At 61.6% G+C, this 22143-nt stretch carries 17 protein-coding genes and 1 tRNA gene; 10 read left to right on the forward strand and 8 right to left on the reverse strand.

The features are described from left to right. Positions 1-273, forward strand: a 273-nt coding sequence (locus BMI87_RS22625) for a hypothetical protein (protein WP_168175253.1), incomplete at its 5' end; no start/stop codon positions are given. A gap of 659 nt (positions 274-932) precedes the next feature. Here BMI87_RS22625 and BMI87_RS20340 read toward each other — a convergent pair. The 6 genes from BMI87_RS20340 to BMI87_RS20365 form a co-directional block, all read right to left on the reverse strand. Further along, positions 933-4007 (reverse strand): molybdopterin dinucleotide binding domain-containing protein, encoded by a 3075-nt coding sequence (locus BMI87_RS20340; RefSeq protein WP_078523325.1) that lies wholly within the window; start codon positions 4005-4007, stop codon positions 933-935. A gap of 12 nt (positions 4008-4019) precedes the next feature. Beyond that, complete coding sequence (nrfD, locus tag BMI87_RS20345) at positions 4020-5129, reverse strand: NrfD/PsrC family molybdoenzyme membrane anchor subunit (RefSeq protein ID WP_078523326.1); 1110 nt, start codon at positions 5127-5129, stop codon at positions 4020-4022. After that, a complete protein-coding gene (gene dsrO / locus BMI87_RS20350) occupies positions 5129-5905 on the reverse strand; it encodes a sulfate reduction electron transfer complex DsrMKJOP subunit DsrO (RefSeq protein WP_078523327.1) in 777 nt (258 codons plus the stop codon). Before dsrO ends, nrfD begins: the two co-directional genes overlap by 1 nt. Positions 5906-6026: 121 nt before the next feature. Further along, positions 6027-6644, reverse strand: a complete 618-nt coding sequence (locus BMI87_RS20355; protein ID WP_078523328.1) for a response regulator transcription factor — start codon at positions 6642-6644, stop codon at positions 6027-6029. Next, positions 6641-8428, reverse strand: coding sequence for a PhnD/SsuA/transferrin family substrate-binding protein (locus BMI87_RS20360; protein WP_078523329.1), 1788 nt, complete (start codon positions 8426-8428; stop codon positions 6641-6643). The genes BMI87_RS20355 and BMI87_RS20360 overlap by 4 nt, the downstream gene beginning before the upstream one ends. Before the next feature lie 627 nt (positions 8429-9055). Continuing rightward, entirely contained in the window at positions 9056-9436 is a 381-nt protein-coding gene (locus BMI87_RS20365) for a hypothetical protein (protein ID WP_078523330.1), read from the reverse strand. 69 nt (positions 9437-9505) lie between these two features. Here BMI87_RS20365 and BMI87_RS22350 point away from each other — a divergent pair, with 69 nt between their 5' ends. Then, entirely contained in the window at positions 9506-9766 is a 261-nt protein-coding gene (locus BMI87_RS22350; protein ID WP_210402502.1) for a helix-turn-helix domain-containing protein, read from the forward strand. A gap of 267 nt (positions 9767-10033) precedes the next feature. Here the strand turns inward: BMI87_RS22350 and BMI87_RS20370 are convergent. Then, positions 10034-10118 (reverse strand) — tRNA-Leu (locus tag BMI87_RS20370). 160 nt (positions 10119-10278) lie between these two features. Here BMI87_RS20370 and BMI87_RS20375 point away from each other — a divergent pair. The 8 genes from BMI87_RS20375 to mtgA all read left to right on the forward strand — a co-directional run bounded on the left by BMI87_RS20375 (position 10279) and on the right by mtgA (position 21576). Continuing rightward, a complete protein-coding gene (locus BMI87_RS20375; protein ID WP_078523331.1) occupies positions 10279-11265 on the forward strand; it encodes a complex I NDUFA9 subunit family protein in 987 nt (328 codons plus the stop codon). Between the two features lie 57 nt (positions 11266-11322). Further along, positions 11323-12120, forward strand: coding sequence for an undecaprenyl-diphosphate phosphatase (locus BMI87_RS20380; RefSeq protein ID WP_078523332.1), 798 nt, complete (start codon positions 11323-11325; stop codon positions 12118-12120). 218 nt (positions 12121-12338) lie between these two features. Next, the gene (locus BMI87_RS20385; RefSeq protein WP_078523333.1) at positions 12339-13772 is read left to right on the forward strand and encodes an NAD(P)-dependent oxidoreductase; all 1434 of its coding nucleotides are present in this window, start codon (positions 12339-12341) and stop codon (positions 13770-13772) included. A gap of 35 nt (positions 13773-13807) precedes the next feature. After that, positions 13808-14563: a hypothetical protein gene (locus BMI87_RS20390; RefSeq protein WP_246832756.1), complete on the forward strand. Its 756-nt coding sequence runs from the start codon at positions 13808-13810 to the stop codon at positions 14561-14563. Continuing rightward, positions 14560-19098, forward strand: coding sequence for a glutamate synthase large subunit (gene gltB / locus BMI87_RS20395; protein ID WP_078523335.1), 4539 nt, complete (start codon positions 14560-14562; stop codon positions 19096-19098). Before BMI87_RS20390 ends, gltB begins: the two co-directional genes overlap by 4 nt. A 76-nt stretch (positions 19099-19174) precedes the next feature. Then, positions 19175-19750 (forward strand): DUF1269 domain-containing protein, encoded by a 576-nt coding sequence (locus tag BMI87_RS20400; RefSeq protein WP_168173848.1) that lies wholly within the window; start codon positions 19175-19177, stop codon positions 19748-19750. 130 nt (positions 19751-19880) lie between these two features. Continuing rightward, on the forward strand, positions 19881-20798 hold the full coding sequence (locus BMI87_RS20405) for a Hint domain-containing protein (protein WP_078523337.1): 918 nt from the start codon (positions 19881-19883) through the stop codon (positions 20796-20798). Between the two features lie 31 nt (positions 20799-20829). Next, on the forward strand, positions 20830-21576 hold the full coding sequence (mtgA, locus tag BMI87_RS20410) for a monofunctional biosynthetic peptidoglycan transglycosylase (RefSeq protein WP_078523338.1): 747 nt from the start codon (positions 20830-20832) through the stop codon (positions 21574-21576). Here mtgA and BMI87_RS20415 read toward each other — a convergent pair whose 3' ends face one another. After that, complete coding sequence (locus BMI87_RS20415) at positions 21577-22143, reverse strand: DUF3833 domain-containing protein (RefSeq protein ID WP_078523339.1); 567 nt, start codon at positions 22141-22143, stop codon at positions 21577-21579. It lies immediately after the preceding gene.

Raw genomic sequence — 22143 nt, forward strand, 5'->3', positions numbered from 1 at the left:
AGCGCACAGGCCCCGACCCTGTCCGGTGCGATCAAGTACAACAAGGTCAGCGGCGACGATCAGCTCGTTCAGACCGCCTTCGTCGGGCTGCCCTCCAGCGCAACGCCGGTCGATGGCTTCGACATGAACTGGGTGACGGCGGATGTCGGGATCGACGTGCCGCTCAGCCGGACCGGGACGTTCTCCTCCAGCCTGCATGCCGGGATCTCGGGGACCTTCTCGAGCGACTATGAGAGCCACGCGCTGCAGCTTTCCTTCAACGCGAAGTTCTGAGCGCGAAGTTCTGAGCGCTCACAGGCCTAAACGAAAACACCGCGGCGCTTTTCAGCGCCGCGGTGCATTTTAGAGGCTCCAAAAGAAACCAGTCGTTTCAAGTTTTACCCGGCTCCTCAGGCTTCTGATGATCTCGTCCTACAGTAGTTTCGCTCAGGTCGCGTTCTGCAAGCACAACGAGCCATCGATGTAGGACTATCGACAAACCCGCTCCAGTAATTGGCTGGGATCGGATTGAAGGTCCGCTTGGCGCCGGGAAGGCCATGTCGTCCTGCCCTGGACGCTGCGTCGCCGCATGACCGGTTCAAGCCCAAAGTGCAGTTATCCCCAAAATCTGGGGGCAGAATTGTGGAGAGGAGCCGTAACGTCCAATGGCGGTTCGAAGGATTCTGACGTGCTCAAATATTAGGCGCTTTCTGTTTTCCCAGGGAGCTTTTCATCCAGAAAGCCGGATACTGGCAGTTCCACTCCGGTCGATCCGCCGACCTTCGAGAATGACGCACATTCTCTCTCGATCAGCCTACGCATCCCGCCACAGCGGCTTTGAGGCGGGCTTTGGGAATACGAAATTGCTGACAGCTTGATAGAGCAATGCTGTCTTTCGCTGCTATCCGGGCGAAGGACCGCTTTGGGCCGTTCACTTCGCAGTCGCGCTTCACCTACCCGATCCGTTCGATCCGCGCAGGAAGGCCCTGACGGACCGCCGTGCCGGAGATCGGATCGACCCAGACCCCGGACTTTTCACGGGTGGGGTCCACCATCCCGAGGTCATTAAGCAGCACGCCAGCTGCCAGACGCGGGTCGGCATGCCAGGTTTCGTCGTCGATGGTGATATCATTTGCTCCGAAGCCGCGGTGACCAAAACCGTGTTCGATCGCCACCGTATTCGGCGCCACGCCATCGCGCACGACCGCGACACTCTCCAACACACCACCCGGCGTCGTCAGACGGACCATGTCGCCGTTCTTGATCCCATGCGCGGCGGCCAACTCGGCCCCCACGTTCAAAGGGTTCGCAGCGACGATCCGCAACAGCGCCTTCGCCCCGACCGAGTAAGAGTTTTGCAAAGGCGATTTGAAGCTCATCACCTTCACCGGCCACTCCGCCTCGGGATAATGCGCGCTGACCTTGGTGCCGTCCGCGAACTCGGCCTCGCGCCAGGTCGGGCAACCGGGCATGTGGCGCCCAGTCGTGGCATGACGGAAACTGCCCAATCCCTCGTTCCAGACCAGCATCGGCTGGCTGAACTGATGGGTCGCCTTGTCTTCCGTGTAGGCGTGTTCGATATCCTCGTAGCGCCCGCCCTTGGCGTAGATCGTCGCGGCTTTCCTCCATTCATCGGGTTTCAGAACCGCTTTCAGATCATCGGCGATCCGCGCCACATTGGTAAGCGCAATATCCTCATCTGTCGCATCACCCACCGGCTTGCCAAGCATCGCCACGTTGGCCGCGCCACGGATGTAGAAATCCTCGGCCCGGTTGAGCGGATGCAGGTTGCCCTCGGCATCCGGGATCGCGTTATCGCCGAAACCGGGCAGGCCCATCTTCTTGGCCGTGGCGATCAGGAAAGTTTCCATCCCGACACGCTCGCCTGCCGCGTTCTTCGCCATCTTCGGCTCGATAACCGGCCAGCGCGCGGTGGTGGCCTTGGTCCAGACCCCACCCCAGGGCTTGGCGAAGCCCCAGGTCTCATACATCACCGAATCCGGCACGATGTAATCGGCGATCGAGGAGCTCTCATTGATGAACGGATCGATCGAGATGATCAGCGGAACCACTTTCGGGTCTTTCAGCTTGTCGACCAGATGTGCGATCCCGGGCACCCCGTAGACCGGGTTGGTGTTACGGAACACCAGCGTCTCGGCGTGATAGGGATAGCCACTGGCGAGCGAGCTGATCCATTCGGTCGCGAGGCCGGGAGCGTTGGGATACCACGGCCCATCCGCCGGGAAGGGTTTACCAGCAGCCTTCTTGGTCTTGAATTCGGTCGTTTTCTCATAGGGCACGTTGCGCCCGAAGGGCAGCCCCTTGGCCTTTACCATGCCGGGGAAGGTCACGAGATCGTAGGCGGGTCCCTTGTTGTCCGGGAACCAGCCTCCAGCGATCATTGTGCCGCCCTTCCAGTTCAAGTTGCCTATCAGCGTGTTTAGCATCACCAGCGCATAGGCATTGTAGAAGCCCGAGCCCCCCATCATGCCTCCATGACTGTTCACCGCAGCTTTGCGCCCATGGCTGGTGAACTCCCTCGCGAGACCGATCAGCGTGTAGTCAGGAATGCCGCAATCCGTCGAATACTCTTCGATCGTCTTGCGCATCGCTTCGTCACGCAGCAGCGACAGTGCCGTTTTGACCGCGACCGGGCCTTGCCCCGTCTGCGCCTCCCCCTCGAAGAAGAGCGGGGCTGGACCGCCTGCCACGGGGACCGGGCCCGCGTCCGAGGCGACCATATAGGGATCGGCCTCCGAATAGGCCTCACCCGCAATCTCGAGCCCTATGTCGGAGCCACGCAGACAATGGCCGTAGCGCGGGTGATCGGGCTCAACCACCACCAGATGGGTGGCGTTCGACCAGTTCGCCTCCCCCGCCGCCTTGGCCGCCTCGGCGCCCGGTTGCGACAGGTAGGCATGGTCGATGCGGTCGTTCTCGAACATCCAGCGCATCATCGCCATCGCCATCGCACCATCGGTGCCGGGCTTGATCGGCACCCATTTCGAGCGCTCGCCCGAAGGCGCGTTCTGCGCATTGTTCAGCATCGGGTCGACCACCACATAGCTCAGGTTCTCGTCGGTTCTGGCCTTGGCGATCAGCGTCCCAACCCTCTTGAAGGGGTTGCCCGCATTGCCCGGCGCGGTGCCGGCGAAGATGATGAACTCTGCGTTGAGGAAATCGGGTTTCGCGTGCGGCATCGCCTTGAAATCGCCGAACATCGCGCCCGAGCCCGAGCGATAGGCACCGCCGCAATAGCTGCCGTGACGGGTGAAGTTGTTCGAGCCGAAGCTCTGCTTGAGCCAGCGCAGCACGAAGTTGTCGCGCCCGTCATCGACGCAGTTCATCCAGACCAGCCGGTTGGCGCGCGGCCCGAACTCGGGCGCGCCTTGCACCGCCGGAGTTTCGAGATCGCGGATCTCGCGCAGACCTGCCACCTTCCCTTCGCCAAAAAGGTTTCCGCCTTCGACGACCTCCTCGACCAGCTGTTCGAAGCTGATCGCTTCCCATCTGTCGGAGCCGCGCGGCCCGACCCGTTTAAGGGGCTTGAGCACGCGGCGCGGGTTGTCGACCTGTTGCAACACCGCATTGCCGCGCCCGCAGGCGGTCGAGCGATTGGCCAGCCCATTCGCCTTGCCCGCCTGCGCCATCGCTGCGAAACTCTCGGCGACCGAACTCTCGTAGGGGATAAAGGGATCGGTGGACATCGGCGAATAGGGATTGCCGGTGACCCGCAGGACCTTGTTGTTCTTCTTGTCGACGCGCACGCGCACCCCGCACATCGTCGTGCAGCCGATGCACATCGTATAGCTCATCGCCTGATCCGGATTGGGGATGACATCACCGGTCAGCGGATCGACGCTGTATTCGGGCGGCAGCGAATTGCCGGTGACATGTTCGTTGCGCGGCACATCGCCGGACCATTTGCCCTTGGCGATTTTCTTCACGGTGCCGGCATAGCCGACGCCGAACGTGCCCAATGCGCCAGCAGCGGCTGCACCCTTGAGGATATTGCGACGGTTGGTCATGAGAGTCTCTCCTCAGATCGAACGGGCCGGACGCTGGGCACCAGGGCTGCGACGCGGCAGCCCGGCCTCGGTCCAAGGCATGAAGGTGGTGTAGGCGATGAGCAGGAAGAGCCAGAGCCCGAAGGTTCCGATCACTCCCAAAAGTCCGGCAAGTCCGGTGGGCATCAGTGCGTCGTAAAGCCCGGAACCCACTTTCGGCACGGCCTGTCCGCCCATGAAGACGGTCCAACGGAACATCCAGGCCGCATGGATCGCGAGCAACCCGGTCAGCCAGCCGGTATGCACGGGCTGGATCAATGCGATCATGAAGGGCACCGCGATCGCGAGACCGCCCCATACCGCAATCATGCGCCACACCCCGAACCCTGCGACCGAGGCCAGCGCTTCGGTATGGGCCGGCGAAAGCCCCGAGCGCGCCAGCGTGAACCAGATGGCGCCAAGCCCAGCCACGACGGCCAAAGCAAAGATAAGATGGCGATTGAGCCGGACCTCAAGCCTATCGGAATGGTCGAGCGCCCGTTCGAGCACCAGCATCATACCGAGAGCGCCGACAAACCCGGTCGCCGCGAATTGCAGCGGTAGCAGTGGCGTATTCCAGAGCGGACGTGCGCGGACGATCATCACCTCCATACCAGTATAGGTCAGGATCCCGAGCGCGGCGGCGCCGGTGATCAGACCGAGGGGAATGACGAACCAGTTAGTTTCGCCGCCAAGTGCAAGCCAGCGAAAGATCCAGGCGAAACGCCAGTTTTCTTGCCCCATCGCGTGGAGCGCGGGCCGATGAAGGGCCCAGGCGAAAGCGACGAGCCCTCCGACATAAGCCGGCACGATCCAAGCGCCCCATGCCATCCAGGAGGTCGTGTGGGTATAGGCGTAGAACTCCCAGAAGCGGAACGGCTGGTGCAGGTCGGCCAGGAGCGCGATCGGCGCGGTGATCCCGGTGGTCACCGCGACCATCAAGGCCAGCCGCGCGCGCGGCAGCCCGTCCTCGTTAGCCAGCACGAAGGCCGGGAGCGCCATCAGGAACGCTGTGGTCGAGATCGCGATCAGAAAGAAATACTGCACGGCCCAAGGCAGCCAGGCGGCATCATGGACGGCGCCCACAAGTTCATGAATCTCCATCACAGACCCTCCTCATGATGGGTGTTGGAGGTCAGGGGCGGGTGATAGGCGGCCTCACCGGCGACACGACCGTCGAGCGCTTCGTCGAGCCCGATGTAATAGACGTTCGGATTGGTGTGCATTTCGGGACGCAGCACCGAGACCGGATTGTCCCGCAGCATCCGCGACACCTCGCTGTCGGGATCATTGAGATCGCCGAAGTTGCGCGCCCCACCGACGCAGGTCTCCACACAGGCCGGCAGAAGTCCTTCCTGTGTGCGGTGATAGCAGAAGGTGCATTTGTCCGCGGTCTGCGTTTCATGGTTGATGAAGCGCGCGTCATAGGGACAGGCCTGAACGCAATAGGCACAACCCACGCACCGGCTGGCATCGACCAGAACCTCGCCATTTTCTGCCTTGAAAGTCGCCTCGACCGGGCAGACCGGGAGGCATGGTGGGTCATCGCAATGGTTGCAAAGCCGCGGCAGCATGACCATCGCAGGATCTTGCCGCTCTCGAAGCACCTCATAGACACTGACATGAGTCCGGAAGGCGTCCTCCGGCACGTCGTTTTCCATGATACAGGCGACGGTGCAGGCTTGGCACCCGATGCATTTTCGCAGATCGACGACCATGCCCCAGTGCACGGTGTGCCCATCCTTACTCTGGACAGCGCTTTCGTGGCCCCCGGTGGCACTTTCGGACGCAGACGCCTCTGTCACTCCCGCGATCGAGGCCGCTGCGCCGATGGTGACCCGGCCGATCGCACCGAGAAAGCCGCGACGGTTCGTGTCCATGGGCAGATCCTTTCCTATTCGGTCGACCCGAGGATAGGTTTGCCATCATGGAAACGGAATCGGAGGAAACCCGGGGCGATTAGGGGTTTACCCCTGGCTGGAGCGCGGAAGCTCCCGGGGCCTAAGCCTCCCAGCCGGCCGCGATCAGCTTTCGCACCAGATCCGCCGCACTGTGCGCGTTCATCTTGCCCATGAGATTGTGACGGTGAATTTCGACCGTCTTGAGACTGATGCCCAGATCGGCTGCAATCTGCTTGTTCTGCCGACCCGCCAGCACGCCGTGAGCGACCTCGACCTCACGTCGGGTGAGAGTCTCGATCTGTCTGGCGAGCGCATTGCGCCCGAGCGCCTCCACGAGCTGATCTTCGCAAAGAGTGAGGGCCGCTCGTATCCGCTCGACCAAAGCCAGACCATTCACCGGTTTTTCAAAAAAATCGAGCGCCCCCGCCTGAATCGCCCGCACCGCCATCGGCACATCGCCATGACCGGTGATCATGATCACCGGAAGCGGACAGTCGCGCGCTTTCAGTTCATCGAGTAACTCCAAACCTGACATCGCGGGCATGCGCACATCGGCGAGAATGCACCCCCGCCGAGTATCGTCCAGCTTGGCAAGAAGATCGGCGGCCGAACCGTGCGGCACCACCTCGAGCCCAAGCGAGCCAAGCATGAACTGCAACCCTTCGCGCGCAGCACGATCGTCATCGACGACATGTATCACGGCCTCGCTTTCGCTCATTCCCTCTCCTTCACAGGTAGCCAGACCTTCACCCGCAACCCAACCCCGTCAGTTGGAATCTCTGCGCGCAGCCTGCCGCCATGGGCCTCGACGATCGACCGGGAAAGCGACAAGCCAAGCCCGATCCCTTCGTTTTTTGTCGTATAGAAGGGTTCGGCGAAATGCGCCAATCCCTCTTGGCCAAGCCCCTGACCATGATCGCGCACCGACAAGCAAATCCCGTCTCCCAGAACCGGATCGGATTCGCGGGCGAGACCGATCTCGATCGTGCGATCTTCCGGCGCGGTCGTTTCCATCGCCTCCACTGCATTCTGCACGAGGTTCAGCACGACCTGCTGGATCTGAATGGCATCCGCGAAGACCATCGGCAGCCCCTCCTGCAGATTAATCCGCGTCTCGGCTCCGACACGTTTCGTCGTCGCCGCGAACAACGCCGCCGCCTCTCCGGTCAGGGCGGCGAAATCGACCATCGTGCGGCTGCTCTCGCGTTTGCGCACGAAAGCGCGAATACGCTTGATAACCGTGGAGGCGCGCTCGGCCTGCTGGGAAATCTCTTCCGACGCCCGCTCCATGTCAGTGGGCGTGCAGTTCCCGCCCCGCAGGCGAAGCAGGCTACCTTGCGCATATCCACTGATCGCGGCGAGGGGCTGGTTCAGTTCATGCGCGATCGACGAGGCCATTTCGCCCAGAATAGAAAGCCGGGCGACATGTTCGAGCTCCCTCCGGTGCTGCCGATCCGCCTCTTCGACGCGACGCCGTTCGGCCATCTCCCGCTTGAGCCCGGCATTGGCTGCGTTCAGCGCTTGCGTTCGCCGCCGAACGAGCGTCTCGATCCGCACCGAGTAGATGGCCCAGAAAATCAAGGCGACCCCCAAGGCAATCAGCCAATCACGATAGTCGTTGATGACGTCCGAGATCGCGACCGGCCCGGTGCGCAGATAGGGGCCGACCCGAAGCTCGCGCATCACGTCATGGACGGGCTGATAATCAAGCGGCACGGTCCAGTAGTTTCCTGCCTGCATCCCCAAAAGTGCGATCGTGACTTTCTTCGCGAGCGCGGGCGAGGTCTTCTGGGCTTTCGCGATGGGCCAGCCGGGGTAGACCGGGCTCGACACGGCGCAACCGCCCGGTGTCTCGGGACGAAGGGCAAAGGCATGGAGAGAGGCGAAAGTCTCTGGATCGGAGGTCTTGAGACGTTCGAGCATGCAGGCGCGCAGAACGGCCGCATCAGCGTCCCCTTCCAGCACCGCCTCAGCTGCATTGCGCATTGGCACGCCCGTCACGATGAGTTGGATGCGATCCTGCAGGCCCGGATCGCGCTTTTGCGCCTCCGCCCAGACTGCCTGAAAGCCGCCGAAGGCCTCGGTAGAGACGATCGCGAGGCGCTTACCCGAGAGGTCTTTGAGATGTCTCAGGTCGCTCTTGGCGACAAGAGTGGAAGCGACTGGCATATCGCCCTCGGCCGTCGCAATCCGGCTTATGTGCTCCTGATATTCGAGGGTGACGTAATCGCCGGGATTGGTGATGACAAAGTCGAGATGGCCTGCTGCCAATTCGCGCCCCAGCCCCTCGAGATCGAGCGGCACCAAAGAAAACCGATACTCGGGCAGCGCTGAGTTGAGCGCTTCCACTGTCGGTTGCCAATGGCCTGTTGAATGCTCTTCGCCTGCGAAGTCGAGCACTCCGATCTTGAGGGGCCGCGACGCATTTGCGGGCCCAGGGAAGGCAAGCGAAAGAACTAAAAGCGCTACGAATAGTATCAATATCGAGAGAAGTTTCGGCATCGTCCCCCTGCGTATTCTTCGGGTCGAGTGCGCGTCGTCAAAGCGTGCGGTGTCTCGTGAATCCCCCGACAAAACGGTCTCGCGGTCTCGCGAGAAGTTGCAAGCTGCATATATCAGGAACTTCGCAAACGCTAACGGGGCCTTATCTCGTCTGAGAACGGAGCAGTTGACGACCTTCCTCCAGCTTCCCCATTGCCGAGCCTGAATAGGTACTTATCTCTGCCAAGTCATCATTGGCAAAGAAACACAGAAGCTCTGACATAACTACTTCTGCAACGTTTAGGCGCAAATTTTCGAGAGAGAAGGAAATTTTGCGCCCAAGCGGCATGACACTCATGCCGCTTGGGAGGCTTGCGTCCATCGGGCTTCACTTACGCGCCCATTGTCAGATCCCTACAGTGATCGATTTTGATTGGGCTGCGCTCAGCGGTCGGGCACGGAACCAAGCTACATCTTTTCCATATTATCTTTGCTGGCTTTTCCGAAAACCTTGAAAGAGGGCTTCACCACTGGTCGCTTATCCTGCGCAATTTCTTCATTCTAAGCTTAGACGGTTCTTTGTATAAAGATTGAGAGTGATCTTATCGGTCCCTCAAAAGACCATCCTCATCACTCACCGCGTTTCTCTCACACCGACGTTGAAGAGAGATGCGAGATCAGCTTCTTTCGATAAGTTTCGTTCAAGAGCGCACCAGCACACAGCACAATGTCAGGACGCTTCGATCTCAACCAATCCGCGCGAAACCCCTTCATTTTCAACATCCGCGCTACATGCGCGTAATTCTCTTCGGTGAAGCTTTGCTCGGTCGGCTCAGTCAACGACAGGCAATGATCCGTAATATTGATGGTCATTCTCTCCCCTTCTTTTTCTACTTCGAAGACTTGGTTTCGGACGCCATCCGAAACGACTTCATCAGGCACCGACCCGGTTAGGCGAAGTCGCATTGCTTCAAGCCAACCCGCTTCGCGGAATCGGAAATCAAGGTAAAGAAAGTCCGCGTCATTCATCGTCTGCTCCTATTTTGGGAGCAGGCGGTATCATGAGTTATGCGTCGGTGTCTACAGGGCAGGAACGGCATGGCCGGCGCACAGCACACATCGCAATATAGGGCGTTAATCAGAGCTTTAATTGAGCTTCGAGCGCAAGAAAGACTATCACAGACGGATCTGGCTGTTCGCTTGGGGCGCAATCGTTCATACATCGCAAAGGTCGAACTTTGTGAACGTCGCCTCGACATCGTTGAGTTCTGCGTCTGGCTGAACGCTCTCAATGTTGATCCCCCTGAATTTATAAAAATTCATTGCTCAGATTTACCTGCGCGGATGCCGGAGGCATGAGCTTCCGAATGCTGATTAGGTGGAAACGATAGACCGCACGCACCCAAGCTTGGACGCGGGTAGCGAGGTTGTCTGCGAGAACCTGGGCGTAAAACAGCGCTCATCCAATCTACGCCACCTCACGACTCAATGAAACGAGCTCGAATCCGGCAGAGCTATTTTCGTCGGTTTAGACGTCGTTTGTGGGGCAGTGTGTGGGGCAAAATCTTATCGCAGGAAGAGAAAAGCTCGGAAAACCGAGGTTTTCCGAGCTTTTTCGCTTGATTTTGGTGCCCAGGAGAGGACTCGAACCTCCACGCCTTGCGGCACACGGACCTGAACCGTGCGCGTCTACCAATTCCGCCACCTGGGCAGGTGTCGTGGAGCGCGAGATACATAGCGGCGCTGGGACTGTCAACGGGGATCGACACGAAAAATTCGCAAGCTTCGACTCTTCGGGTCTTTGGCCTTGTTCCCGCGGGGGCGAGGCGGTAATCAAAGAACGAAATTCTTGCAAGGAAAGGCCTCTGCCCATGTCCAAGCTGGTTACGATCTACGGCGGTTCGGGGTTCGTCGGGCGCTATATCGCGCAGCGCATGGCAAAGGACGGTTGGCGGATTCGCGTTGCGGTCCGGCGTCCGAACGAGGCGCTCTTCGTCAAACCCTATGGTGCGGTCGGGCAAGTCGAGCCGGTCTTCTGCAACATTCGCGACGACGCCAGCGTGCGCGCGGCGATGCAGGGCGCGGATGCGGTGATTAATTGCGTCGGTATTCTGGTGAATGAAGGCAAGAACAAGTTCGGCGCCGTGCAAGCCGAAGGTGCGGGCCGCGTGGCGCGTATCGCCGCAGAGATGGGTGTGCCGAAACTGGTGCAGATCTCGGCCATCGGCGCCAATCCCGATAGCGAGAGCGAATATGCCCGCACCAAGGCTGCAGGCGAGAAGGCGGTGCTGGATGCCTATCCGCATGCCGTGATCCTGCGCCCCTCGATCATTTTCGGCAACGAGGACGGCTTCTTCAACAAATTCGCCTCGATGTCGCGCTTCACCCCGATCCTTCCGATCACAGGTGGCCACACGAAATTCCAGCCGGTCTTCGTCGATGATGTCGCGAAAGTCGCGGTGATGGCGGCGGACGGGAAAGTCTCGCCCGGCACCTATGAACTCGGCGGGCCGGATGTGGAGACCTTCCACGACCTGATGAAGCAGATGCTGACGGTGATTCACCGTCGTCGGCTCGTGCTGTCGTTGCCGCGCTGGATCGCGAGCATCCTCGGCGGGGTCTTCGATCTGGGCCAAACCGTCACCGGCGGGCTGATCACGAACCGCATTCTCACGCGCGATCAGGTGAAGAACCTGCAAGCTGACAATGTCGTGTCCGAGGGTGCGAAAGGCTTCTCCGATCTCGGAATCCAGCCTATGGCAATGGAAGCGGTGATGCCCGGCTACCTGTGGCGCTTCCGCCCCGGTGGGCAATATGACGACATCAAAGCTTCGGCGAAGAACCTTCGCAAGACATAACCCCCTCCTTCCTCCCCGGTGCCGCTTGCGGCACCTCTCTGACCTAGGCGGTATTTCTTGAGCTATCTGAACGACGTTCTGCTCGGTGTGATCGAAGGGATCACCGAGTTTCTCCCGATTTCGAGCACTGGCCACCTGATCCTGGCCGAACATTGGCTTGGCACGCGCTCGGATACCTACAACATCGTCATTCAGGCCGGGGCGATCCTCGCGGTGACGCTGATCTACTGGCGTCGCCTGATGGAGCTGCTGTTCAACTGGCGCAATCCGGAGAACCGCGACTATCTCGCGAAGCTGACCGTGGCCTTCCTGATCACCGCCGTTCTGGGCCTGATCGTGAAGAAGATGGGCTTCGAGCTGCCGACAACGATCCAACCCGTCGCCTGGGCGCTGGTGATCGGCGGTTTCTGGATGCTGTTTGCGGAACGCGTCGCGGATCGGCAGGCCGATAACAGCCAGATTTTCTGGCGCGTCGCGATTGCGGTCGGGATTGCGCAGATCGTGGCCGGGGTCTTTCCGGGCACCTCGCGCTCGGCTACGACGATTTTCGTGGCGATGCTTCTGGGCACCTCGAACCGGGCGGCGGCGACCGAATTCGCCTTCCTCGTCGGTATTCCCACCATGTACGCGGCGAGCGGTTACGAATTGCTCAAGCAGCTCAAGGACGGGACCGGCGGCAACGAGGATTGGGCCGGGCTCGGCATCGCTTTCGTCGTCTCGACCGTGACGGCCTTCGTCGCGGTGAAATGGCTCCTTGGCTATATTCAGGGGCACCGTTTCACCATCTTCGCGATCTACCGGATCATCTTCGGCGGGCTCCTGCTGAGCCTTGCGGCGGTCGGTGTGCTAGGCTGATCAGGAGCGAATCGCTTTTTGGCGACGCGTGATCCTCAGGAAAATCAGGGTAAAGCGGCGATAAAGTAAACGAAGCTGACCTATTTTGAGCGAATTTGAGGTGCCTTCTCGTACGCCTCTCGCAAAAAATGCACATTTAGGTCAGCCTTGCTTACTTTTATTGCTGTGGCAGGCAGTGTAGTCATGCGCACCCACCGGTTTTCTAGGGAGGCGCCACAATGGCCAAGCAACCGATGCTCAAGTTCGTCAAGACGGCGAAAGAGATGCCTCAGAAGCGCGACGCGAACGTGCGCTCCCATGATTTCAACGAAATCTATCGCGAATACGCGGCCGAGAAGGCTGCCGAGCAGGCAAGCCGCTGCAGCCAATGCGGCGTGCCCTATTGCCACACGCATTGCCCGCTCCATAACAACATCCCCGACTGGCTCCGCCTGACCGCGGAAGGCCGTTTGCAGGAAGCCTACGAGATGTCGCAGGCCACCAACACCTTCCCGGAAATCTGCGGCCGCATCTGCCCGCAGGACCGTCTGTGCGAAGGCAACTGCGTGATCGAACAGTCGGGCCACGGCACCGTCACCATCGGCGCGGTCGAGAAGTACATCACCGACACCGCCTTCGACATGGGTTGGGTGAAACCGATCAAACCGGCGACCGAGCGCGCCGAAAGCGTCGGCATCATCGGCGCGGGCCCGGGCGGTCTGGCGGCCGCCGACGCGCTGCGTCGCGCTGGCGTGCAGGTCACGGTCTATGACCGTTATGACCGCGCGGGCGGGCTGATGACCTACGGCATCCCCGGCTTTAAGCTGGAGAAAGACATCGTCATGCAGCGCGTGAAGCAGCTGGAAGATGGCGGCGTCGAGTTCGTACTGAACTGCAATGTCGGCACCGATATTTCCTTCGACGCGATCCGCGGCAAGCATGACGCGGTGCTGATCGCGACGGGCGTCTACAAGACGCGCGAGCTGACTGACGAGGGCGCAGACGCTGCCGGCATCGTGCGCGCGATCGACTATCTGACCGCCTCGAACCGCAAGAGCTTCGGCGACGACGTGGCCGAGTTCGAAGACGGCACGCTGAACGCTGAAGGCAAGCGCGTCATCGTCATCGGCGGCGGCGACACCGCGATGGACTGCGTGCGTACCGCGATCCGTCAGGGCGCCAAGTCGGTGAAATGTCTCTACCGCCGCGACCGCGCGAACATGCCGGGCTCGCAGCGCGAAGTGCAAAACGCCGAGGAAGAGGGCGTGGAATTCGTCTGGCTCTCCGCCCCCGCGGCCTTCTCGGGCAACCCGGTCACCAACTGCTCGGTGCAGCGGATGCGTCTGGGCGCGCCGGATGCTTCGGGCCGTCAGAGCCCCGAGAAGATCGAAGGCGGCATCTATGACGAAGAGGCCGATCTGGTGATCAAGGCGCTCGGCTTCGAGCCCGAAGACCTGCCCGGCGCTTGGGAAGCCGACGATCTGGAGACCACCCGTTGGGGCACCGTGAAGGCCGAATTCGGCACCCACGCGACCTCGATCCCCGGCGTCTACGCGGTCGGCGACATCGTGCGCGGCGCGAGCCTCGTCGTCTGGGCGATCCGCGACGGGCGCGAAGCGGCGGGCTCGATCCTGCGCTATCTCGAAAACGTGGCGGCGGTGGCGGCGGAGTGATCCGCGCCCTGCCGATCTGAAAAGGAATGTATGCGATGCGGTCGAATTTTCTCGGCATGGCGATCTGCGGGGGGCTGTTCAGCGCCCTGCCCGCCCATGCCGAAGACTTCGCGCCGCCGCAGGGCTGCGAGGTCTTCATGACCGTGCAGATGCATAACTGTCAGGTGGCCAATTACTACCGCTGCGCCGCCGATCCGGAGGGCGATCTCTGGACCGCATTCGCGGATGGCGAGGGCATCTATTACCTGAGCCATATCGATGCCGAAACGCGCTGGCTTGAGAGCGTGTCGACCGATGACGGCGAGATCGAGATGTTCGATCCGGGCGCGTCGAAGGACGCCCCGTCGTTCTCGGCGCTCCTGTCGGATGGCAAGGACGATTACGATTTCGTCACGCGCTCGAATTACCGCGGTCTGCGCCGCTATGTCGGCAGCGATACCCTCACGGGCAAGTCGGTCAGCATCGACGATGTCCCGCTCGAGACGATCACCTTCGATCTGCGCGAGGATGACCAGAACGGCCAGACCGTCGCGACCCGCACCGGCACGCAATATATCTCGCGCAAGTATCGCGTGTTTTTCAGCGGCGCGGAGCGGTTCGAGAACGATCAGGGCGATGTCGTGAGCTACGACGACAGCCCGGTGCGCTTCGACTTTCCCGGCGATCCCGGTTTCTCGACCGAGACGCCCGAATATGACTGCGACCTGATGATGACGCAGGCCGATCTTCGGCCCACGCAAGTCAGCCTCGCCCCCCTTTCCCGCTCTTTCTCCAAGGAGGCACTGCAATGACCAAATATGACGAAGCCTGGGTGGCCGCCGAGGAAGCGAAACGCCAGTGGATGAACGAGAATTCACTGTGGAAGGAAGAAGACGAGAAGGCGTCCTGCGGCGTCGGTCTCGTGGTGTCGATCGACGGTAAGGCCTCGCGCCGCGTCGTGGAGAACGGCATCGACGCGCTGAAGGCGATCTGGCACCGCGGTGCCGTGGATGCTGACGGCAAGACCGGCGACGGCGCGGGCATCCACGTCCAGATCCCCGCCCCCTTCTTCTATGACCAGATCCGCCGCACCGGCCACGAGCCGGACATGGAGAAAATGGTCGCCGTCGGTCAGGTCTTCCTGCCGCGCACCGATTTCGGCGCGCAGGAGCGCTGCCGCACGATCGTGGAATCCGAAGTTCTGCGGATGGGTCACTACATCTACGGCTGGCGCCACGTTCCGGTGAACACCGAAGTGCTGGGCGAGAAGGCCAATTCGACCCGCCCCGAGATCGAGCAGATCCTGATCCGTAACGACAAGGATATCGACGAGGAGCAGTTCGAACGCGAGCTCTACATCATCCGCCGCCGTATCGAGAAAGCGGCGATCGCGGCGCAGATCAACGGGCTCTACATCTGCTCGCTGTCGTGCCGCTCGATCATCTACAAAGGCATGATGCTCGCCGAGCAGGTCGCGGAATTCTATCCCGACCTGAAGGACGAGCGCTTCGAGTCCGCCTTCGCGATCTATCACCAGCGCTATTCCACCAACACCTTCCCGCAATGGTGGCTGGCACAACCCTTTCGGATGCTGGCGCATAACGGCGAGATCAACACGATCAAGGGCAACACCAACTGGATGAAGAGCCATGAAATCCGCATGGCCTCCTCGGCCTTCGGCGACAGCGCCGAAGACATCAAGCCGATCATCCCGGCGGGAGCGTCCGACTCCGGCGCGCTCGATGCGGTGTTCGAACTGATGGTCCGCTCGGGCCGCAACGCGCCGATGGTGAAGACGATGCTCGTCCCTGAGCCGTGGTCGAAATCCACCGACACGATGCCGTCCGCGTGGCAGGACATGTATGCCTATTGCAACGCCGTGATGGAGCCGTGGGACGGCCCGGCGGCGCTGGCGATGACCGATGGTCGCTGGGTCTGCGGCGGTCTCGACCGCAACGGTCTGCGTCCGCTGCGCTATGTCATCACCGGCGACGGCGTTCTGATCGCAGGCTCGGAAGCCGGCATGGTGCCGGTCGATGAGGCGAGCGTTGTCGAGAAAGGCGCACTTGGTCCGGGTCAGATGATCGCGGTCGATATGCGCGAGGGCAAGCTCTACCACGACACCGAAATCAAGGACAAACTGGCCGCCGCTCAGCCCTTCGGCGAATGGGTCGGCAAGGTCACCGATCTGAACGCGATCCTCGTGGACGTGCCGGAAAACCCGAAATTCTCGGGCGGTGAACTGCGCAAGCGTCAGGTCGCGGCAGGCTATTCGGTCGAAGAGATCGAACAGATCCTCGCGCCGATGGCCGAGGACGGGAAGGAAGCCATCGCCTCGATGGGCGACGACACGCCGCCTGCGGTTCTGTCCAAGCAATACCGCCCGCTGAGCCATTTCTTCCGGCAGAACTTCAGCCAGGTGACCAACCCGCCGATCGACTCGCTGCGCGAAAGCCGGGTGATGTCGCTCAAGACGCGCTTCGGTAACCTGAAGAACGTGCTCGACGAGGACAGCTCGCAGACCGAGATCTGGATCTTGGAGAGCCCGTTCCTCGCGAATTCCGAATTCGATCACATGCTCAACGAATTCGGCGAGCAGGTGACGATCATCGACTGCACCTTCCCGGCTAATTCCGATCAGGAGGCGCTGCGCGAAGGTCTGACCCGGATCCGTCAGGAAGCCGAAGACGCGGTGCGCTCGGGCGCGCTCCATATCGTGCTGAGCGATGAGGAGCAGGACGAGGACAAGGTCGCAATGCCGATGATCCTCGCGACGAGCGCCGTGCATAGCTGGCTGACGCAGAAAGGCTTGCGGACCTTCTGCTCGATCAACGTGCGCTCGGCGGAATGTATCGACCCGCATTACTTCGCGGTTCTGATCGGCTCGGGCGCAACCACGGTGAACGCCTATCTCGCGCAGGACACGCTGGCCGATCGGATCGACCGCGGCCTGCTCGCCGGCACGCTTGTCGACGCGATGCGCAAATATCGCGACGCGATCGATGCGGGCCTGCTGAAGATCATGTCGAAGATGGGGATCTCGGTGATTTCCTCCTATCGCGGCGGTCTGAACTTCGAAGCCGTGGGTCTGTCGCGCGCAATGGTCGCGGAATACTTCCCCGGCATGCATTCGCGCATCTCCGGCATCGGTCTGCACGGTATCCAGCACGCGCTGGAAGGTGTGCACGCGAAAGGCTGGAAAGGCGGTCAGGACGTGCTCCCGATCGGCGGCTTCTACAAGGCCCGCCGCACCGGCGAGGCCCATGCCTGGGGTGCGCAGTCGATGCACATGCTGCAATCGGCCTGTAACCGCGCGAGCTACGATCTGTGGAAGCAATACAGCTCGATGATGCGGGCGAACCCGCCGATCCATATCCGCGACATGCTGGATATCAAATCGCTGGGCAAACCGGTGCCGATCGAAGAGGTCGAGTCGATCACCTCGATCCGCAAACGCTTCGTGACGCCGGGCATGTCGCTGGGGGCGCTGTCGCCCGAGGCGCACAAGCTCTTGAACGTCGCGATGAACCGGATCGGCGCGAAGTCGGACTCGGGTGAAGGCGGGGAAGACCCGGCGCATTTCGTGCCCGAGCCCAATGGCGACAACCCGTCGGCGAAGATCAAGCAGGTGGCTTCGGGTCGTTTCGGTGTGACCGCCGAATACCTCAACCACTGCGAAGAGCTTGAGATCAAGGTCGCTCAGGGCGCCAAGCCCGGCGAAGGCGGTCAGCTTCCGGGCATGAAGGTCACCGACCTGATCGCGCGTCTGCGGCACTCGACCAAGGGCGTGACGCTGATCTCGCCGCCGCCGCATCACGACATCTACTCGATCGAAGACCTCGCGCAGCTGATCTACGACCTCAAGCAGATCAACCCGAAGGTCAAAGTGACGGTGAAGCTGGTGGCGTCCTCGGGCGTCGGCACGATCGCGGCCGGTGTCGCGAAGGCGAAGGCCGATATCATCCTGATCTCGGGCCACAACGGCGGCACGGGCGCATCGCCCGCGACCTCGATCAAATATGCCGGTCTCCCGTGGGAGATGGGTCTGACCGAGGCGCATCAGGTGCTCGCGATGAACAATCTGCGCGAACGCGTCACCCTGCGGACCGATGGTGGTCTGCGCACGGGCCGCGATATCGTGATGGCCGCGATGATGGGCGCCGAGGAATACGGCATCGGTACCGCCGCCCTGATCGCGATGGGATGCATCATGGTCCGTCAGTGTCAGTCGAACACCTGCCCGGTGGGCGTCTGTACGCAGGACCCGGAGCTGCGCGCCAAGTTCACCGGCACGGCGGACAAGGTGGTGAACCTCATCACCTTCTACGCTCAGGAAGTGCGCGAAATCCTCGCCTCGATCGGTGCGCGTTCGCTCGACGAGGTGATCGGTCGCGCCGATCTTCTCAGCCAGGTGAGCCGCGGCTCGGCCCATCTCGACGATCTTGACCTCAATCCGCTCCTGATCACCGTCGATGGCTGGGACAAGATCGTCTACGACCGTTCGAAGCCGCGTAACTGGGTCTCGGATACGCTCGATGCGGAGATCATCAAGGATGGTCATCGCTTCTTCGAGGAAGGCGAGAAGATGCAGCTTTCCTACGCGGTGCGCAACACGCTGCGCACCATCGGGACGCGCGCTTCGAGCCATATCGTGAAGAACTTCGGGATGCGCAACGCGCTGCAGTCGGACCACCTGACGGTGAAGCTGACCGGTTCCTGCGGTCAGTCGCTGGGCGCTTTTGCGGCCCCGGGTCTGAAGATCGAAGTGTCGGGCGATGCCAACGACTATGTCGGCAAGGGTCTCTCGGGCGGCATGATCGTCGTGCGTCCGCCGATGGCCTCGCCGCTGGTCGCCTCCGAGAACACGATCATCGGCAACACCGTGCTTTACGGCGCGACCGAGGGTCACCTGTTCGCGGCAGGCCGCGCAGGCGAGCGCTTCGCGGTGCGCAACTCGGGTGCGAAAGTGGTGATCGAGGGCTGCGGCTCCAACGGCTGTGAATACATGACCGGCGGCGTCGCGGTGATCCTCGGCTCGATCGGCCCGAACTTCGGTGCGGGCATGACGGGCGGCATGGCCTATCTCTACGATCCGGACAACACGGCGGAAGAGCTGATCAACCTCGAAAGCCTCGTCACCTGCGGGCTGGGCCACGAGCATTGGGAAGCCGAGCTGAAAGGCCTGATCGAGCGTCACGTCGCCGAAACGGGATCGCGCAAAGGCGCCGATATTCTCCAGCACTGGGAGACCGAGAAGGCGAACTTCCTGCAGGTCTGCCCGAAGGAGATGCTGGCGCATCTGTCCTACCCGCTCAGCGACGAACCGCAGGCGATGCCGGCGGAATAAGGGAACTCTTTCCCCCACGGAACCGTTTCAGAGGGCGAAGCACATGCTTCGCCCTTTGTTCTGTCTGGAGGTAACGATGTCCGAACTGTTGGTGATGGCGCATGAAACCGAGGCCGCGGGCTTCGCGACGCGCGAGGAACTCAGAGCACTGGAAAAAGAAGGATTTTTCCGGTCGCAGGACATTGTTGTCGTGACCCGCGACGAAAGCGGCGAGATTAACGTTCATGAAAACAGCAACACGATGGCCCTCGGCGCGATCGGCGGCGCTGTCTGGGGCGGGCTGCTGGGTCTCGTCTTCCTGTCGCCGGTCGTCGGCGCGGCAATCGGTGCGGGCGCGGGCGCTGTGTCCGGCAAGTTCACCGACCTCGGCTTGAACGACTCTTTCCTGCGCGAAGCGGGCGAGAGCCTGCCGCAAGGCGGCTCGGCTGTGTTCATCTTGCTTAAGAAGGGGACCGCTGCAGAGGTCCTCGACCGGATGAATACCCTAGGCCACGCGCGCGGTCGCGTGCTGCAGATCCCCTTGCCGGAAGATTTCCACGAACGGCTCGAGTCCGCCCTGTCTTCGGGGGGCACCACAGCCTTCACCGGCGAGGAAATCACCGAAGGTGCCACCGGAAATCTCGCGCGGATGGTGGGCCCCTCTGCCCTCTGAACGCGCTGTGACCGGGATGTCACTCTTTAACCCGTAGTTAACTTTGCGCCCCACAGGCGCCTTTGTGTCGCCCTGATCTCTGCTTACCAAGTAACGAATAATTTATAATAACGTTACTCGAGCAGCAAAAATGGCAACCTATTACGACCAGTTCTACATCATGGATCCGGGCAGTCCGCCCGCTGCGGGCACGGCGCTTTCACCGACGACATATGAAATTGTCGATCGGAATAACGACAATTGGATTTCCAGCAGCAACAGTGCCCGCGACACGATCAACGGCCAACGCGTCGAAGATGTCTGGCGTGGCGACACGATCACCATCGAGCGTCCGAATGGCGTGCAAGAGACGATCACCGGCGACACGTTCTACCTGCGCGACGGGAGTGCCGTGTTCACGCCGTCCGATGGCACGATCCTCCACAACGCGACCTTCATCAGCTCCACCTATGTCACGCAGAGCACCCAGGCCCCGGTCGGCGATCTGGGGCCGGAATGCTTCCTCGCCGGGACGCGGATCGACACGCCCGACGGGCCGCGACCGGTGGAGCGGCTCAAGGCGGGCGATCTTGTCATCACCGAGGACGACGGGCCGCAGCCTCTTCTTTGGACGGGTGGTCGGGTCTGTCGCGGCGTCGGGGCCTATGCGCCGATCCGGTTCGCGCCGGGGGCTATGGGAAATCGACGCGCTCTTTACGTGTCTCAACAACATCGGATGTTGCTGCGCGGCTGGCGCGCCGAGATCGCCTGCGCCCATAGCGAAGTTCTGGTCGCCGCCAAGCACCTCGTGAACGGCAAGAGCATTCGGGTGGCTCCGCGCCCGCGCGTGCAATACCGCCACCTGCTTTTCGCGCGCCATCACATCCTTATGGCCGAGGGCGCGCCGACCGAGAGCCTGTTTCCCGGCAACGTCGTCCTTGAAGACGACCACGGTATCGCGCGCGAAATACGCACCGCGTGGATGCGGGCGTCCGATGCGCCGATCGAAACCATGGTAACCGCGCGACAGGTCGCGCGTGGACCGGAATTGGCACTGCTTGTCGCTTGACCCTTCGGGGCACGCTGTGACTTATACGCACATGGCTAAGAGCAAGAAAAAATCGGGCCGAAAACCCGCCAAACGCAGCACGAAATCGAGCGTTTCCAGCAGCATGCGCGCGCCTTTCCGCACCGCCCTGAAATGGGCCCTGCGGGGCGTGATGGGTCTCGTTGCGCTGGTGCTTGTGCTGATGGTCCTGTTCAAATTCGTTAATCCGCCGACCACCTGGACGATGTGGAGCGAACGCCAGCGTCTTGGTGCCGTCGATCAGAAATGGGTGCCGATCGAGGATATCGCACCCGTGCTCGCCCGCTCCGTCGTCGCGGCGGAGGATGCGAATTTCTGCAACCATTGGGGCTTCGACATGCGCGCGATCCGCAAGGCGATCGACGATGGCGCCAATCGCGGCGCCTCGACGATCACCCAGCAGACCGTGAAGAACGTGTTCCTCTGGCAGGGCCGAAACTGGCTGCGCAAGGCGCTTGAGGCGTCGATGACGCCGCTGGCCGAGGCGATCTGGGGCAAGAAGCGGATTCTGGAAATCTATCTTAACGTCGCTGAATTCGACGAAGGCGCGTTTGGCGTCGATGCCGCCGCGCATCGCTATTTCCGCACCACGCCCGACAAGCTGAACGCCCGCCAATCCGCGTTGATCGCTGGCGTCCTGCCCGACCCGAAGGACCGTTCGGCGGCGAAGCCCGGCAGCTTCCTGTCGCGCCGCGCGCAGTCCATCATGGACGGCGCGGCGACGATCCAGAAAGACGGGCGCGCGAACTGCTTCGAGTGATCACTCGGCCGGTTCGGTCATCGGTCGCATGACGGCGAACAGCTCCGCGACCTTGATCCCGAATTTGCGCATCTGCGACCGGTTCAGCAGCGTCCCATCGGGCATCAGATAGATCCAGTCGGTCACGTCGAGCACATGGCCGCCCGCATCCTCGGGCAGCCGCAGCCGATAGCGCATCCGCAGCGCATTGCCCGACTGCTCCATCTCGGCGCGCCCCTCGATATCGTCGGCGGTCGAGCTGATCTCGCCATTCGGCCCGAACTGGATATTCCAGGCGCGACTTTGTCGCCGACCGGAGGCATATTCGAACTCCTCCTCGATCACGCCGCCATCATTGGTGAACCGCCCCGTCATCACGGCGCGGAAGCGCGACGTGACCCGACCGTCCGGCCCATAGATCATACCATGCGCCTCGACAGGGCCCTCGAAGGCCCGGCGAATGTCGAATTCCGGGCTCTCGGCCGCGTAATCCGCAGACTTTTGCGCCGGGAATGAGAAGAAGAAGTGCCGGATCAAGAGAGCCGCCAGGATCAGAACCGCGAGGGTGAAAAGCAATTTTAACAACAT

The sequence above is a fragment of the Thioclava sp. F28-4 genome, from assembly GCF_002020045.1.
Lineage (GTDB): Bacteria > Pseudomonadota > Alphaproteobacteria > Rhodobacterales > Rhodobacteraceae > Thioclava > Thioclava sediminum.